This is a genomic window from Streptantibioticus rubrisoli (genome assembly GCF_024436055.1).
In the GTDB taxonomy this organism is placed as follows: Bacteria; Actinomycetota; Actinomycetes; order Streptomycetales; family Streptomycetaceae; genus Streptantibioticus_A; species Streptantibioticus_A rubrisoli.
In genome coordinates this window covers 48,483-64,190 of the sequence record NZ_JANFNH010000033.1, presented here as the reverse complement: position 1 = coordinate 64,190, position 15,708 = coordinate 48,483, and the positions used below count along the sequence as shown (strand labels likewise).

Sequence of the window (15,708 nt, the reverse complement as noted above, 5' to 3'; positions counted from 1 at the left end):
CTTGCGGGGTCGAATCGGGGTCGAATCAGGTGGGCAGGTCGTTCCACGGACCGCTCACCCTCGCACCGCGATGGTTAGCCTCAAGTCGCCAGTGAGTCTGGCACATTAGGGGCGGCCGGGGTCAAGTCCCCCGGCCGGGTTCACCCGGCGACGCGCGCGGCCGGCCCGCCGCCCACAGTGAACAAGCCACTGAACGCGGTCACCTTCACGCCTTCCACCGCGACCGGAGGGTGCGCGTAGGTGTCCCACGTCTCGGAGAACTCGGCGTGCTGGGAGAGTGCCTGCACGGTCTTCGGGTCGTGGTGGCCAGACGCGCCGAGCCGGGACGTGTAGAAGTGCTTGAAATCATGAAACCGGGTCCTCTCCGGCAGCCCGGCAAGCTTCACCGCTGCACGCCACTTGGAATTGAACTCACCGCGCTGAACCGGACGGCCCAACCGGTTGGTCACGACCAGGCCCTCGTTCGGCGGCGGCACATAACCGCGGGCCTTGCGTTTCTGCACGGTCCGCGGGCGCACCGGGGCTAGCTGGGAGAACCCGGCGACATGTTCGGCCAGGCGCTCGATCAGGAAGCGGTCCACGGGCAACGCCGCCTTGCTGGCCTTGACCCGGCTTTTCGAGCAGATGATCCACCAGATCCATGGTGTCCCGACGCTTAAGGGTCTTGGTCACTCGTGTTCCCGCAAATGGAAGTATGTGGGCCCGAAAATGGGTTTCGTAGGTGTCAGTCGTGTTGTCGTTCTTCTTTCTCTTTCGCCTTCGACCGATCAGTTGGTTCGCGTAGAATTCCACCTTTTCGTTCCCTACTCGGGTTCCGTTCCATTCGCTTAGGCATTTGACCTGCCGCGTCCGCCTCCGCCGATGAACGTTAGGGGGCACAGGGCCTCGGTCAGACAACCGTCCTCGAATCGGGCGGCGGCCTGCGGGTCAGCAAGAGTGGCGTCCAGTGACGCGATGACCTGGCGCTCGACGTCGTCACTGAACCGGACACCATGCCGGGCGGCCAAGTCACGGGCGTGTTGGATGAGGGACTGGACCATCTCGCGGCGTTGGGCTGCCGCCGCCCGCATACGATCCCCGGATCGCTCCGCCTGCGCTTTCATGCACGCCGCCGCGCTGGCCGCCACCTGACCGGTCTGATCGCCGCCCGGGTGCACGCCCCCACCCGAGCGCTCTGCGAGGGCAATTAGCCCACCAACTCGCCTCCATCACCCGGAAAGGACCCCGACGACCGACTCCACCGATACCCATGCCCCAGCCGCACACGGCTGGCTCGCTAATGGCCTCGGGGGAATTAGCGGCCGTCTTGCCGAGCCGTGACATGGGAGACTCATCCTGCACTCCGCGGCTGGCCGGGAGCACTCCCGGTCAGCTGGGTCGCCGGGCGAGGAGCACGCATGGACGGGAACGATCCGCACATCCATGTTGAGTTGAAGGTGGTTCACGGCGATGCCGCCGTGCGCAATGTGGTGGCGTCCGCGTTCGGTCTGGCGGGTGACCTGCCGAGCCTCGTCACTACTGGATGCGGGCTGCGGGTGCCATATGCGATGACCTCGCCCCGGCCGGACAAAGTCACATGCCTCGCCTGCCGGGAGCACGCCCGGCGCGAGCACCTGCGCTTCGCGGAGCTAGCCGAACGCTTGGGCAGCGCGCCGGGATCGACCATCAGCCCTGCACAGGCGAAGCAGGCCGCAGACCGGCATCGCGAGCTCGCCGAGAAGTTCGCTGCCGCGGAGGGCTGAGCTCCCTTACGGTCTCGGGGGACTCAGTGGTCGTCCTGGTCGGCCGTGACATGAGGTGGGCCGCACGGGTTGGGTGAGTTGTGAAGCTGACCTGAGCCCGTACGGCCTGTGCCCATCCTGCCCTGCCGGGTGTCTCTCGTGCACACTTCGGCGAGTTGTTCTCCGAGCTCGCCGGACCGTGGGAAGCGGCCCGGCAGTCCGCGCTGAGGGCCGCGCGTGGCGGAGAGCGCAAGCGGGCAGAAGGTGCCGGGCGCAAGCCGAAGCTGGTCTTCTTCGACCGGCTCACCGAACTACAAGACGCCCGCCTCGTGCACCAACTCCCCGACAACCGCTACACACTCACCCCGCTTGGCGAACAGGCATACCAGGCCCTCCGCCCCCTCGCCCGCTGGGCCGACCACTGGGCCGCGGCCATGGACCGCCAGTCGGCAGACGACGGCGGCCGACCGTGACGGCCCGGTGATCGGCGGCCGGGCGGGCGGCGGTGGGCCGCCGGCGGATCAGCGGGCCGGCGAAGGCACCTGGGCGTCTCCCAACCGATCAGCCGGTGCTGCCGGCGAACAGCGCCTCGCTGGTCGCCCGGGGAACAGGCGCCGAAGCAGGCAGTCAGCGCTGTGCACTTCATACACAAGAGGCGACCGGCCTGTAGGAAGCATCTGCTTTCGCGGCCCCTTCCGGATCTGTACGGTCACTGGCCACCACGTCCGACCGGTAGCACCGGCTGAGGAACGGAGGACCCCATGGGGGACGTACGCGGCTCCATGGCCATCGAGAGCAGATCCATCGACTGGGTGCCGGACGAGGAGCGGCACGGCAGGGTCTGGCATCAGGGCGCGTTGTGGTTCCTGGGGAACTTCCAGTACTTCACGGTCGCCGTCGGCTTCGTGGGTCCCTCGCTCGGGCTGCCGCTGGCACCGACGATCCTGGCCGGTGTGCTGGGGATCGTGGTTGGCACCCTGTTCATGGCCTTTCACGCCTCGCAGGGGCCGGTGCTGGGCCTACCGCAGATGATCCAGTCCCGGGCGCAGTTCGGATATCGCGGGGTGATCGCCGTACTGGTCGCCACCCTGTTCACGTATCTCGGCTTCAACGTCGCCGACCAGGTGCTGGTCTCCCAGGGGCTGCACGGGGTGTTCGGCTGGGATCCGACGGCGGTCGCGATCGGCTGCGCGGTGCTGGCGGCCCTGCTCGCCGTGTACGGCCACGACTGGTTGCACCGCGTCTTTCGGTGGCTGCTGTACGTCTCCCTGCCGCTGATGCTGATCCTGACGGTCGGGGTTCTGACCGGTCAGGCCGCCGGTCACCTGACGGGCCAACAGCACCATGCCTTCGGCTGGGCAGCCTTCTTCGCCCAGTTCTCCGCCGCGGCGGCGTACAACATCACCTACGCGCCGTACGTGTCCGACTACTCCCGCTATCTGCCGCGTACCACATCCGCGCGGTCGCTGATCGCCGCGGTCTTCTGCGGCGCGGCCGGTTCCGCGATATGGCTCATCGCGCTCGGCGGCTGGCTGGCGACCCGGCTGGGGGCCAGTGACGGGCTGGTGGGGCTTCGCCAAGCCGGCGAGCACATCATGCCGGGCCTCGGCACGGCGACAGCGGTGTTCTCCGTGCTCAGCCTGGTCGCCACCATGGGCATGAACGCCTACGGCGGCATGCTCACCGTCCTGACCGGTGTCGACTCCGTGCGCAAGATCGCCCCCAACCCGACGACGCGGGCGATGACCGTCCTCGCGCTGGCGGTCCTCTGGTACGTCATCGGCTCGGCGGTCTCGCAGAACGCGGTGACGACCGTGTTCACCGCGCTGACGCTGATGCTCTACCTGCTGGTGCCGTGGACCGCGACCAACCTCGTCGACTTCTTCTTCGTACGCCGAGGCCACTACTCGGTCGCCGACCTGTTCCGCCCCGACGGCGTCTACCGCGTGTGGGCGTGGCGTGGTCTGACCGCCTACGGCGTCGGCATCGCCGCCGAGGTCCCCTTCATGGTGCTGCCCGACCTCGGAGGCGGCTCGTACATCGGACCGCTGGCCCACCGACTCGCCGGAACCGACATCGCCTGGCTGGTCGGACTGGCCGTCACGTCCGCGGTGTACGCGGTGGTCTGCCGCTCCCAGGACCGGACCGTCGAGCACGCCGCGACGCGGTCGAGCGAGTGCCAGGCCCCACCGGTCAGGTGAGCGCGCGCACCGCGGCGCCGCTGCGTCGAACGCAACTCGAATGCCATATACACGTATTGCAAAGCGCAAGAAAAGATGGGTATGGACCTCGTCAACTCTGCGTATCCGCGTGCCTTCGGAGAGCGCTGAGGGTTGATGTTGGGGCGGAAACGACATGGCGTTTCCGCCGCGGCTCGTAGTGCTCCCACACTGCCCGCGGCGGACCGCTGGACGCGGTGCCAGGGAAATCCACAAGCGGGACGTGGGCAGGATCCGCCACAAACGCGTCTGCCAGCTCGAAGGGCATGACCACGAAGTGCGCTACGAGGAGGTGGGACGTGGCTTTGGGTTGCCCGGCGGGAAGGCCGTGAGTCCGAGCCCGGCGGTCGCTGTGCGTCTGGCCGATGCTGCCGCTGCCGGGCCTTCCGCTGCGCGTCTGGTGTCGTGTCCCAGGCCGACGAGCCGCGCCTGGCCGGACTTGCGCACAACAGGGGCCAACACAGCGTTGGAAGATGCCGTCGTCACCCCACTCGCTGCCAGGGTTACCCGTGGGCGGCGGACCCATCCTGTCCAACTGCCGCAGCAGCCACACCCAGCCGCTGTGCCCACCCCGTCCGCTCCTCGCCGCTGCGGTATGGGGACCGCCGTGCGGATGCTTCTCCCGCCGTCAAGTGGGCTTTGTCTTGGCGTCGTTGGTCGAGGGCTTCCGCGGTGCGCGCTTTGCCGTCCGGCAAACCTTGCGCAGGGGAGGATCACTGCATGGAGTTAATGCGAACGACTTCCCAAGATTGACTGGGCGCACCAGCAGTTACTGTTACCCAGGATCTGGTCGGATGGTCTCGCTACTTCGACCTGTATCCGGCTCTTTCCTGGTGGCGCCTACGCCAGTACCCGCCCCGGCAAGAAGAGTTCGCCCGATGACCGTTGCCATCCGCTCGTAAACACATCAGCAGTCGCCTCAACAGTCCACCCATCAGCCCTAGCGCTCGCCAACAAGCTCAGCATTGATCATCTCCTGTTCTACAACGCTGACGCGGTGCTCGGTGCGCGCGCGTTGGTCGCTGTCCCCCGTGGTTCACAAGGCGTTCACCGGCGAGGCAAGAACCCATAGAAAGCCGGCTCGGTCCATGGCGCCTGCAGGGTCTGTGCGTAGCCACATTTCAGGAGAAGCACGCGTGATCACACAGGAGAAACCCGCGCCGCGCGGCAGAATCGCTCCAGGCTCCCCCCGCGCCCGTATGCGGTTCTGTGCAGCCAGACAGCGGCTGGCCGCCGCCATGTTGGCAGGCGTGATAGGGAGCATCGCCGTCGTCACCACCCAGCCAGCGGCAGCCGTTCAGACCCAACCCGGCCCTCGGGCCTCGCTGGCAGTCGCTCCCCGTGGCCCGAGCTCGATTGGGCGGCTCAGCCGAGGACGGGCTCACTGGCGCAGTGATGGAGGACCGGAAGGATGGGCCGGTCAAAGCGGTGCGCACGGCGGCGGTGGCAGTGTCCCCGGGATGCCGATCAGCCGAGGAGTTCGCAGCACCGCAGATGGGAGGGACCGCTCGGACGCCGGTGGAGTTGGTCCGCGGTCAGACCACAGGTATGTGCGGCCAGGCACCGCTGCCTACCCAGGTGGCTCCGATGCCTCGGTGCGGGGCCGCGCCGTGGGCGCGAGGGACAGCTGGGACAGCCTGTCATACCGAGCCCGTGCATTACGGATGGGCGCTCACGCTTCTGTCGACTGCTCCCACACCCTGTCAGTGTCAGCCGGGCACATCCTGACCGGTGGCGACGAGTGCGTGATCACCATGGTGTTCTGCCACGACGACTGGCGGATGGCCCTCTCCGCAACCGCAGGGACCTTATATCCGGGCATGGTGCCGGACACCGGGATCTCCGTCGATCTGGGCTCGCGGTGCACGGCTGGAGGTTTCGAGCCTCCGACGCCTGTGCCGACGCCACCTCCGTCGATGCCCCCGCCACCTCCGTCGATGCCCCCACCGCCCAGGCCGGTGCCCCCAACTCCCCATCACACTTCGCCGGTTGGACCACCGCTTCGCCTGCCTCCAGCCCGGCCGACGCCCGCGCCGACCGTATCCCCGACCATGCACCCATCCCGCACGTCCCCTCCCAGGGGACTGGCTCAGGCGGCGCTGGCCCCGCCAGTCGCACAGGAGCAGCCCTATCCGCGTCCCGACGACTCGCAGCGGTGGTTGCTGCTGACGATCATGGCGGTGCTGCTCCCGGCGGCGCTGGTCGCAGCCCTTCCTCGTGTCATCGACCGCCGTCGCTGAACTCCTCTTCCGCTTCGACAGATCCTCGGAAGGCCGTGTCCATGTACATCGTCAGTGTCGTATCCGTCATCGGTGGCATCGCTTTCGCTTTCGTCCTCGGCAAGCTCTTCGGCAAGGGTCACCGTGCAGCCAGTGGGGAGTTCAGCGGTCAGGCACTGTCCCTGATCGGTGGTGTGCTGCTCAGTTCCTTCATCATGCTGACGGGGTTCCAGGTGGCGGGCAGCTGGTCCGCTCTGAGCACCGCACGGGCCCGCACCTATGACGAGGCCCGCGCGCTGACCGACACTTACTGGGCGGCTGGCGGCTTGCCGGACACCAACCGCACCAAGGTACGTGCCTTGCTCAAGCAGTACACCCGCGAGGTACGAACCGTTGAATTCCCGGTACTCGCCAAGGGGCATACCAGCCCCGAAGCCTGGCAGACCCTGGACCAAGCACGCGCGGCGCTCAGCACCACTTCCACCACGCGCCCCGACCAGCAAACGGCGAAGGCTGCTGCCCAGTCCAGCCTGGCCACGGTGTACCAGACACGCACCGACCGGGCAGCGCAAGTCCAAAGCGGAATGCCGCTGATTACCTGGCTCGCTCTGGTGGTCGCCGGTGGCTTCCTGATCGCCTTCCCAGCGATCCTGGGATTGATCGACAAACCCCGCAACCTGGTGGGCCTGTGTTTCGTGGGAGCGGCCGTGGCCTTCGCCATCTGCCTGACCGCACAACTGAACCACGCCTTCCGGCAGCCCTTCGCGGTACGACCAACCGCGTTCTCCTTCGCCGAAGCGCGCTTCCAGCAGATGGACAGCTGATCGCCTCGCCCAACTGTGCCCGGCGCGCGGCCTTGACCGACATCTCGTTGATGCGGTGGTACGGCAGTGCAAGGAACGTGTTCACCATGGCGGTGAACTCGCCCCCGTCCCTCTCGGTGACGTAGCGCACCATCTTGTCGCGCTGACGGTCGTCGAAGTCGGGGTCGACATCCGCGGGTTGATCCGCTCCGGGTTCAAGTACCGCTTGAACAGCAGCCCCTGCTCCAAAGCCGCCCGGCCTGTTTGATGAGCGCCTTGGCCTGCCATTGAATACGGAGAGTGATGATGGATGTGACAGGTGCTGGCTGGCCGGAAAGGCGGTGCCCGTGAGCGGGCTGTGGGTGGGTTAGTCCTGCTTGGTGATCAGTCGACGGGCTGAGGCCAGTGCACCATCGGTGCGAACCTGGCTTGCCAGGGTATGGGCGGTCTGAACCGTCTGGGGGGCGAGGGCGCGTCGCAGCGCTGTGGTGAGGGAGTCGGTCGTCGGGTTGCTGCCTGGGTGGGCGCTGCCGATTTGGAGCTGATGGACGCGGTGAGCGAAGTAGAACTGATCGAACATCTGGGGGACGAGCACTTGGGGCGTCCCGGCTGTGGCGGCCGTGGTGGTGGTGCCGGCCCCTCCGTGGTGCACGACCACGGCGACTCGCCGGAACAGTGCCTGATGGTTCACCTCTTCGATCACCAGGCAGTCGGGCTCGGCCTCGTCGAGAGAGAGGTCGGCCCAGCCGCGGGCGAGGACTGCGCGGCGGCCGAGTGCGCGGGCGGCTGCGATCATCGTCCGGGCGATGCCCTCGGGGGCGCGCACGCTGCCGAATCCGAAGTAGATCGGCGGCTCGCCGGCGTCGAGGAATTCTTCCAGCCTGGGCGGGAGCGGGCGGTGGTCCGTGAGCGTCCATGCCCCGGTCTGCAGTACGTCCAGCTCCGATGGCTCGGGCCACGGTGCCAGGATGGGATCGGCGGCGAGCCAGGGGGCGTCGGTGAAGATGTGGCGCCTGACGTCGCTGACCGGGGCGAGCCCGGTAGCCTCGCGCTGCGCGTTGAGAGCCGCGCCCCACATGACATTCCAGCGTTGTGCGTCCTGGGCCCATAGGGCCTGGTTGTCGATCGTGCCGTCCGTCGGCTTGTCTCCCAGCAATCCGAACACGGGCGGCGCGTGGTGCGGGGACGGCAGCGTCATGGGCGCGAACGCGGCGTACACATAGCCGATGCCTCGCCGTTCGGCCACCGAGCGAGCCGCGACCGCCAGAGCACCGCCTGCCACGATCACATCGCATCCCTCGGCGGCCGAACCCACCACCGCGAACTGATCCGCAACCGTGCCCTCGATCATCTGTCGTCGCTGCTCGGGCGTGGGCACGGTCCCTGCCGGCCGCTTCGCCGTAGTGTGTAGTTCCGGGCCGACCGGAACATAGGTGATGCCCAGTGACTCCGCCCACTCCTGGAAATCAGGCGGTGCGCACACCACAGCTTCCTGTCCCAGCTCCTGCAGCCGCAGGGCCAGGCCAATCACTGGCTGGACCTCTCCTCGCGAGCCGATCGTGGACAACAGCACCCGCATGTTCACTCCCAGGTTTTCCTGCCGCGTCTCGTCACGCGGAGGGCCATATTCGCCGCATATGGGGGCCTTGCGGCAAGATCCCCCGTGCGGTATACGGTTGAACGGGAGATGGAAGCGGGATTGTCTGTCGCCTCGGCTTCCGAACGGCGACGCCTACCACAAGCGCGTGGCGTCATCCCCTCTGCCGCCGCTAGTTGATTATGGAGCCCGGACGTCGTACGGCTGTTTCGTCGGTGGGGGCGTGAAGCGTCGCATTGTAGGCGGGCGGGGGTATGTGGAGCTGGTCAGTGGTGTAGTCGCCGAAGCAGAGCACGTTCTCGCGCCGATAGGGGCTGAGCACCGCCAGGTCGCTCACGTTCAGGCTCCAGCCCTCACGGGTCATCCGGCGCAGGGTGCGGGTCATGTCGATGGTGGTGGAGAAGACCACACTGGCGGCGACGAAATCGAGAAACTTGACCGCCTTGTCCTGCAGTTCCGGGTCGTGGCTGGCCAGCCAGCCGGCGTTGCCGAAGTGCAGCCACTTGGTGAACCCGTTGTAGGCCTCGGCCATGTTCGTCGCCCGCTGGATCTGCTCCCGCAACGCTGGATCCGACAGACCCCTCATGATCGCAACGGGTACTGAGACTGTGGCTATGTACGCGGGTTCTCGCTCGCGTACCCGGCCAGGCACCGCCTCATCTCGCGGAGTTGCTTCGTCTACGAGGGCTTGGCTGGGGCCTACGGGTGCCGCAGTGCGCTGCGCGTTGTTCAACCCCACTGCGAGATAGGCCAGTTGGCCAGACAGTTGGGAACTTCAACTTGGCGTGATCAGAAGTGAGGCCCGGCCGCGCGGCGGTCCGAGCCTGGGTCGAGTTGGCGGTCAGAGACCGGCGACGCGGTTGTGCCTGGGCGTGCTGGTCGGTGTACGGGTCGACGTAGCGGACCGTCAGTCCGAGGATCGGGGTCGGCCCCAAGGCCGAGCCAGCGGAAGATAGCACGAGGACGCGGGGCGCCTTACTCAGTAACGCGCCCGACGCTGACTGTGCGAGCCTGCGTTCATGACCGACGAACAGCCCACGCCCGCAGAGCTTTTGGCCTTTCGTTTCTGGCGAACGGCGCCGAGTCGGCGGCCGCAGCAAATGCCCTGTTCGAGGCGTGGGCCTCGACCACGGCGCTGTCGCAACTGCGGCATCTCCATGAGACGCAGGCTCTCGCGTCGTGGCTGGTCAACGGGGCTGAAGGGTCGATGAAGGCGCGTGCGTTCGCTTTGACGATGGACACGATCGACATCTTCGGCAGGGGCGAGGATCACTGGTATCAAGCAGCCAAGACTTCCGGTGACCCTCAGCTTAGCGAGAATGCGGTCCGGGGGCGGAAGATCAAGGCGACGTTGCAGCGCGACCTGGATGCCCTGTGGGTGCAGCGTGGCTACCCCCGAGTGGCGAAGCCAAATCGCCAGCAGTTGTTCGATACGCACTTCACAGAGGTCGGGGATATCCCGCGTTCGCGATGCTCTCGAACGCCGGCGGGCACCCCAGCCTCATGCAGTCGATGCTGCTGTACGGGGACCTTGAATCTGGCAAGTTCGCCTACGACTTCGACGGGCTGCACGTGCAACGCGCCTACTGGATCACGCGGGTCGGCGCGGTCTTCCTCGGCCTGTTGGATCTGGCCGCGCCCGTGCTCGGCTGGAATGACTGGGACGAGGAGGGTTTGGCCTTGCGCGCCAGGTTCGATCCTGTCGCCGAAGAGGCAGCGCGTCGCTACAACGCCCTCATCGAGGAGGCGATGAGCAAGCGGTCAAGCTGGGCGTAGCCAGCCGCGCGGTACTTCTTGCCACCCTGGGCGAGGCGGGCGGCGGCCTGAACCGATGCCCACCTCTGCCACTCAGATGTGTCGTCTCAGGAGGTTGGTGCCGCTTCAGCGGCGATAACGACACGCCGATGGGCGGTGTCCGGGTGGGGCTAGCTGCGCCAGCCGCCTGGGCAGGGTCTGTGGCATGGCGGCGAAGTGCTGAGCCTCCCTGAGCTCGAATCTCTTCAGGCCGGATGAAAGCCCGGTCGGCTCCTCATATCCAACAGTGCCCGAAGGCCGCCCAGACCCGAGCTGTGGTGGCGGACCGGCCGCGGCGGCTGACCCGGACAAGTAAGTCAAGCCTTACTTTCAAGGAAATTTGGCTGCATAGTGGAGGGCCGAGTCGAGGGGAAGGCTAGTTTTGTCCCAGGCCAATGAGGGTGCAGCAGGACAGGTCGAGGTGGAGCAAACCCATGTGGCCGCCATGTACCGGCTGCTCGATGAGCGATTGGCGGATGCACGGGCCCAGCTGGCGGATGTGCTGAAGTCATCGGCCGACAGCGCGGGCGAGGTATACGCGCGCGATGTGGCCGCAGAGCGTCTGGCACGTCAGGTTCGTCGGCTGGAGGGGGCCGAGGAGGGGTTGGCGTTCGGCCGGGTTGATGGCGCGGACGGAACCGTCCTGCACATCGGACGGCTCGGCCTGCATGTGGATGACCGGGACCTGCCACTGCTCGTCGACTGGCGAGCGGACGCGGCGCGGCCTTTCTACGAGGCGACGACCGTCCACCCCATGGGGCTGCGGCGCCGGCGTCATCTGCGAGTCGAGGGCCGTGCGGTACGTGCGGTGAGCGACGAGCTACTGGACGGATCGTCGGCCGCAGTCGGTGACATCGTCGGTGATGGTCCGCTAACGGAAGCGCTGGAGGCGCAGCGCACGGGGCGGATGCGTGCGGCGGTGGCGACGTTGCAGGTGGAGCAGGACGCGATCGTCCGGTCCCCGCATCGGGGGGTGACGGTGGTGCAGGGCGGCCCCGGGACGGGCAAGACCGTGGTTGCGCTGCACCGGGCGGCGTATGTGCTGTACGCGTTCCCGGGAGTGGCCGCGCGCGGTGTGCTGGTGCTCGGGCCGAACGCGCGGTTACTCGACTATGTTTCCCAGGTGCTCCCCTCGCTGGGGGAGAACGACGTGCTCCTGGCGACGTGCGCGGAGCTGGCCGGGGTGGAGCCCGCCGGTGTGGAGTCGTTGGATGTCGCGCGCCTTAAGGGGAGTTCCGCGCTGGCCGAGGCGCTCGCGGGCCTGGTGCGCTCCCGGCAGGCACCTGTCGGCTGCTTCGCGGTCCGGGTGGGGCAGCAGTGGGTCCGGCTGGAGAACGTAGATGTCGCGGCGGCGCGGGAGGCGGCGGTGGCGAGCGGTCTGGCGCACAACCGGGCGCGGGAGGTGTTCAAGGAGCACCTGATCGGCGCGGTCACGGATGCCCTGGAGCGCGACGCCGTCGAGGCCCTCGAACATATCGACGCCGAGATCGCCGAGAGCACGGGCCTGGATCTCGATGCCGCGGCCGAAGCCGATCTGCGGGCTCTCGGCTTCGACGACGCGCCGGCCGCGGATCCGGCCGAGGTGTTCGACGCGGACGCCGTCCGCGCGGACCTCTCGGGCGACGCCCACGTCGACCGTGCGGTGGAGGCCCTCTGGCCGCCGCTGACGCCCGACGTGGTCGTGCGGACCCTGCTGGCGGACGCTCGCACGTTGGCCAGGCACCTGCCCTCGCTCGCCCGCGACGAACAGTCCCGGCCGGTGCGTTCGCCTGATGCCCCGTGGACGGATGCCGATGTGCCGCTGCTTGATGAGGCGGCGGCCCTGGTGGACGGGCTGCCGGAGCGGTCGTTCGGGCACGTCGTAGTTGATGAGGCTCAGGAGCTGACCGCTATGCAGTGGCGGATGGTGATGCGTCGGTGTCCGACCAGGTCGATGACGCTGGTGGGTGACTTCGCCCAGGCGGGCCCTGCGACGGCGGCAAGCGACTGGTCCCAGGCACTGGGGCCGCATCTCGGCAACCGGTTCTCCCTGCACACGTTGACCGTGAGCTACCGCACGACCCAGGAGATCCTGGCGAGCACCCACGGCCTGCTGGCGCGGATCGCCCCCGGTCAGACGCCGAGCCGGTCGATTCGCCACGGCGTTCCTCCCCGCCACCTCGCCAGCTGCCCGCACTCCCTTGCCACCACCGTGGCTGGGGAGCTTCGGAGGCAGGTGGCAGCGCACCCGGGCGACCTGCTCGCCGTGATCTGCGCGGACGACCGGGTCAAGGAATTGGCGTCGGCCGATGTCGAGCGGTGGGCCCGCCTCGTGCCGGCTTCCGAAGCCCGCGGCCTGGAGTTCGACGCGATCGTCGTCGTCGCCCCGGAGGAGATCGCCGCAGCCCGCCCCGGCGGTGAGCGCGACCTGTATGTCGCCCTCACGCGTGCAACCAAGAGACTGTGCACGATCGCCGTAAATACGGCGTCACAGCACACCTCATGACGCCTGTGATGGACGCTCGGAGCGGGTACCTCGAGGGGCTGATATGGCGGGACATCCCAACGCCCCGCTGACGCCAGAAGGACGTCGTCGGTTTGGATCTCGTCTGGAGTCAGATTGCCAGAGGCGTCGACTGACTCTGGGGCGGGAATCATGTCGGCGGTGATGACAAGGTCGGCAGGACGGCTCGTGCTGTGAGGCGGGGCAGACTGCCGACGAGCCAACGCGCTCTGCTGCTGCGAGCGTCGAGCACGCAGGGCGGAGGTGCTATCGCCCTTGCTCATTACGCGGCGCCCTTCTTCGGGAGGAGAGACCACGGTCGATCATTTCCGTGATCAACTCGTCGTAGGCCGATCCTTTGGCGGTGACGGGCTGGAGCATCGACTGGGCGTAAACCTGCCAATGCGGGATGGTGGTGGTGAACACCTGCCAGCCGTCGTCTTCGAGATAGCCCCGTTGCTCCTTGGTGGCCTTGGCGTTGGCGCCGGTGCGGTTGAACAGCAGATGATCTCCCGCATCGGGAGACGCTCGATGCGGTCGATGTCCGCAGGGGGTAGGAGCGGCGTTGAGGATGGCGATGTCTGCGACACGCAGGACGGACTGCACAATGCTCCGGTGATCTTCGGCGTGACCGCAGTCGAACACAGCAAGTTCATCTCCTGAACTAGGCGGCTTTCCCGGTCTTGCCTGGACAGTGGCTGTAGTTCCACTTGCTGGCGATCAGGTGGCGGCGCCAGTTCACTCGATGACCGCCGCATGGACTCAATCATTCCGTTTATCCCACGGTGACAAACTGCCCTAAGACGCCACAATGGGCGAGCCGTCCCACCATGTGTACGGTGTACTTAATGAGCTCCTGATCGACTTTATTGGCGGCATCGGCGCAGGCCGGGAAGTAGCAAATCAAGATCGATTATGATGCTGGTCGACTGACCCTTGACAAACCTTTCAGATGGAAGAAACCATGGTGAACCCTGCTGGGCAAACAGAGCCATGGGAGGGCGCGAATGACTATAACGGATCAGTCGTCAGTGTCGCGACTTGAGGCCGATCTCTTCTTATTACACGCGCCCAGCGTATACGACTTCCGCGAGCGCGACGACATGCTGTTCGCCTATCTGAGCGACAGCGACAGTGTCAATGTCACATCGGTCTATGAGATTTATCCAATTGGCTGGTTCTCGATAAAGCAGCGGCTGGCCGACTGCGGGTTCGACACGAAGATCGTGAATGTCGCCTCGTTGATGCTCATGCATCCCGAAATAGATGTCAGGCGATTACTCGCCCGCTTCGAGGCGCCGATCTTCGGGTTCGACCTCCATTGGATGGCGCACTGTCACGGCTCGGTCGAACTCGCGGCCCTCGTGAAGGAAGTGCACCCCGAAGCGCTCACCATCTTCGGTGGCATCTCGGCGACCTACTATGCGAAGCAGCTGATTGAGTACCCGAGTGTCGATGTCGTCGTTCAGGGTTACGACACCCTCGACCCGGTCACGGAGCTGGTCGCCAGGGTCAAGCAAGGCAACAGGGACTTTCGTTCCATCCCTAATCTGCTGTACAAGGTCGATGGAGAGGTCCAATCCACCGGCTTCTCGCACACGCCGGACAGCAACTACAACAATGTGCGCAACGACTGGTCGTATTACCGCGAGGTGGCCGACGGAGGGCCGTCAGCGTCCAAGCTCATCATGACCTTGCCCAACACCGGGTGCGCGCATGACTGTGGCTGGTGCGGCGGGTCACGGTTCGCCTACCGCAACATCATGGGCGTCCGCAAGACTCTGGTACAGAAGGACAACGACCTCGTTGTCGAAGAGCTCCGCACCATGCGAGAGGCAGCGAAGCGCACCTCGATATACGCGCTTCAATGTTATTCCGAGAACAGAACGCGGATGCACCAGTATCTGGATGCCGTGAAAGAGCTCGGATACAAGAGCGTCCACTTCGAGCAGTTCAGTCTGACGCCGCCCGACATCCTCAAGAAGATGGGCGAGTCAACAGATTCCTATATCATGCTCTCCCCGGAGTCCCACGACCTGAAAATAAGCAAGGCGGCCGGTCGCGGGAACTACACCATGGAGCAGATGGAGGAATGGATTCCGCGCGCCCTGGATTACGGCGTGAAAGGCATCATGATCTGGTTCTTCATCGGTATGCCGTACCAGGACCGGCAATCGGTGATGGATACGATCGCGTACTGCGAGCGACTCATACGCAAGTTCGGAGGGTGGGCCGCCCTTCCGCTCATTTGCCCGATGGTGCCGTTCCTCGACCCGGGGTCCCAGTTCTTCGAAGAACCGGAGAAACACGGCTACCGTATCCACCACCGCACGCTGGAAGAACACCGCCAGGCCATGGTCGAGCCACTGTGGTACCGGCGGCTTAACTACGATACGCGCTGGCTGGACAGGCGCCAGCTTCAGGACGTCTCCTACGAGGCGATCACTCGCCTGGTGGAGATCAAGGGCGAGTACGGGGTGCTCCCGGCCGGGTTCTGCAAGGCCGTTCTCAAAACCATTGACGAGACACGGGCGCTGCTCGGGGAAATGGAAAGCGCGCTGCGACTCGACAAGAAGCTGCCGGCCGACCTCCGGGACGAGATCCGTAACTACAACCGCAAGGTCCTGGCCTATACGAACGACCAGATCATGCCGGTTCCCCGGCCGCTCGGCGGCCGCTGGTTCGATGATGCCACCGTCCCGCCACAGATGATCGAGGACATTCTGGCGTCGTCGGCCGCCTCGTCTCCGGTCCGCGGAGCGTAGATGAACTCGCCGTCGCATATCCAGGACGATCCATCCGCACGCCTCCGGCCGTTCCTTGGGCGTTCGCCGGGCGCACAGCGCCGGTGCGGTGAGGAAAGTCCGCAGGGG

General features: G+C 66.3%; 12 protein-coding genes. 8 read left to right on the top strand and 4 right to left on the bottom strand.

Going from position 1 to position 15,708, the window contains the following annotated elements; all coding sequences use genetic code 11:
• Positions 1-140: 140 nt before the first annotated feature.
• A complete protein-coding gene (locus NON19_RS23410; protein WP_255930948.1) occupies positions 141-581 on the bottom strand; it encodes a tyrosine-type recombinase/integrase in 441 nt (146 codons plus the stop codon).
• An 816-nt stretch (positions 582-1,397) separates the two neighbouring features.
• On the opposite strand from NON19_RS23410, the gene NON19_RS23405 reads away from it, so the two are divergent.
• The 5 genes from NON19_RS23405 (at position 1,398) to NON19_RS23385 (ending at position 6,983) form a co-directional block, all read left to right on the top strand.
• Complete coding sequence (locus NON19_RS23405) at positions 1,398-1,742, top strand: hypothetical protein (RefSeq protein ID WP_255930946.1); 345 nt, start codon at positions 1,398-1,400, stop codon at positions 1,740-1,742.
• A 155-nt stretch (positions 1,743-1,897) separates the two neighbouring features.
• A complete protein-coding gene (locus tag NON19_RS23400) occupies positions 1,898-2,194 on the top strand; it encodes a transcriptional regulator (protein ID WP_255930944.1) in 297 nt (98 codons plus the stop codon).
• A gap of 288 nt (positions 2,195-2,482) precedes the next feature.
• Positions 2,483-3,922 (top strand): purine-cytosine permease family protein, encoded by a 1,440-nt coding sequence (locus NON19_RS23395; RefSeq protein WP_255930942.1) that lies wholly within the window; start codon positions 2,483-2,485, stop codon positions 3,920-3,922.
• A 2,069-nt stretch (positions 3,923-5,991) separates the two neighbouring features.
• Positions 5,992-6,180, top strand: a complete 189-nt coding sequence (locus NON19_RS23390) for a hypothetical protein (protein ID WP_255930941.1) — start codon at positions 5,992-5,994, stop codon at positions 6,178-6,180.
• 41 nt (positions 6,181-6,221) lie between these two features.
• The gene (locus NON19_RS23385) at positions 6,222-6,983 is read left to right on the top strand and encodes a bestrophin-like domain (protein WP_255930940.1); all 762 of its coding nucleotides are present in this window, start codon (positions 6,222-6,224) and stop codon (positions 6,981-6,983) included.
• Positions 6,984-7,329: 346 nt separating this feature from the next.
• On the opposite strand, the gene NON19_RS23380 is transcribed toward NON19_RS23385, so the two are convergent.
• Both NON19_RS23380 and NON19_RS23375 read right to left on the bottom strand, forming a co-directional pair.
• Positions 7,330-8,541 carry a glycosyltransferase gene (locus NON19_RS23380; RefSeq protein ID WP_255930939.1) on the bottom strand — a complete coding sequence of 404 codons (1,212 nt, stop codon included), beginning with the start codon at positions 8,539-8,541 and terminating at the stop codon, positions 7,330-7,332.
• Positions 8,542-8,731: 190 nt separating this feature from the next.
• The gene (locus tag NON19_RS23375; RefSeq protein ID WP_255930938.1) at positions 8,732-9,145 is read right to left on the bottom strand and encodes a Tn3 family transposase; all 414 of its coding nucleotides are present in this window, start codon (positions 9,143-9,145) and stop codon (positions 8,732-8,734) included.
• Positions 9,146-10,062: 917 nt separating this feature from the next.
• On the opposite strand from NON19_RS23375, the gene NON19_RS23370 reads away from it, so the two are divergent.
• Positions 10,063-10,335: a hypothetical protein gene (locus tag NON19_RS23370; RefSeq protein WP_255930936.1), complete on the top strand. Its 273-nt coding sequence runs from the start codon at positions 10,063-10,065 to the stop codon at positions 10,333-10,335.
• 439 nt (positions 10,336-10,774) lie between these two features.
• Complete coding sequence (locus NON19_RS23365) at positions 10,775-12,838, top strand: HelD family protein (RefSeq protein WP_504979539.1); 2,064 nt, start codon at positions 10,775-10,777, stop codon at positions 12,836-12,838.
• Positions 12,839-13,102: 264 nt separating this feature from the next.
• Here NON19_RS23365 and NON19_RS23360 read toward each other — a convergent pair whose 3' ends face one another.
• A complete protein-coding gene (locus NON19_RS23360; protein ID WP_255930933.1) occupies positions 13,103-13,480 on the bottom strand; it encodes a hypothetical protein in 378 nt (125 codons plus the stop codon).
• 386 nt (positions 13,481-13,866) lie between these two features.
• Here NON19_RS23360 and NON19_RS23355 point away from each other — a divergent pair, with 386 nt between their 5' ends.
• Positions 13,867-15,600, top strand: a complete 1,734-nt coding sequence (locus NON19_RS23355) for a B12-binding domain-containing radical SAM protein (protein WP_255930932.1) — start codon at positions 13,867-13,869, stop codon at positions 15,598-15,600.
• Positions 15,601-15,708: the final 108 nt, after the last annotated feature.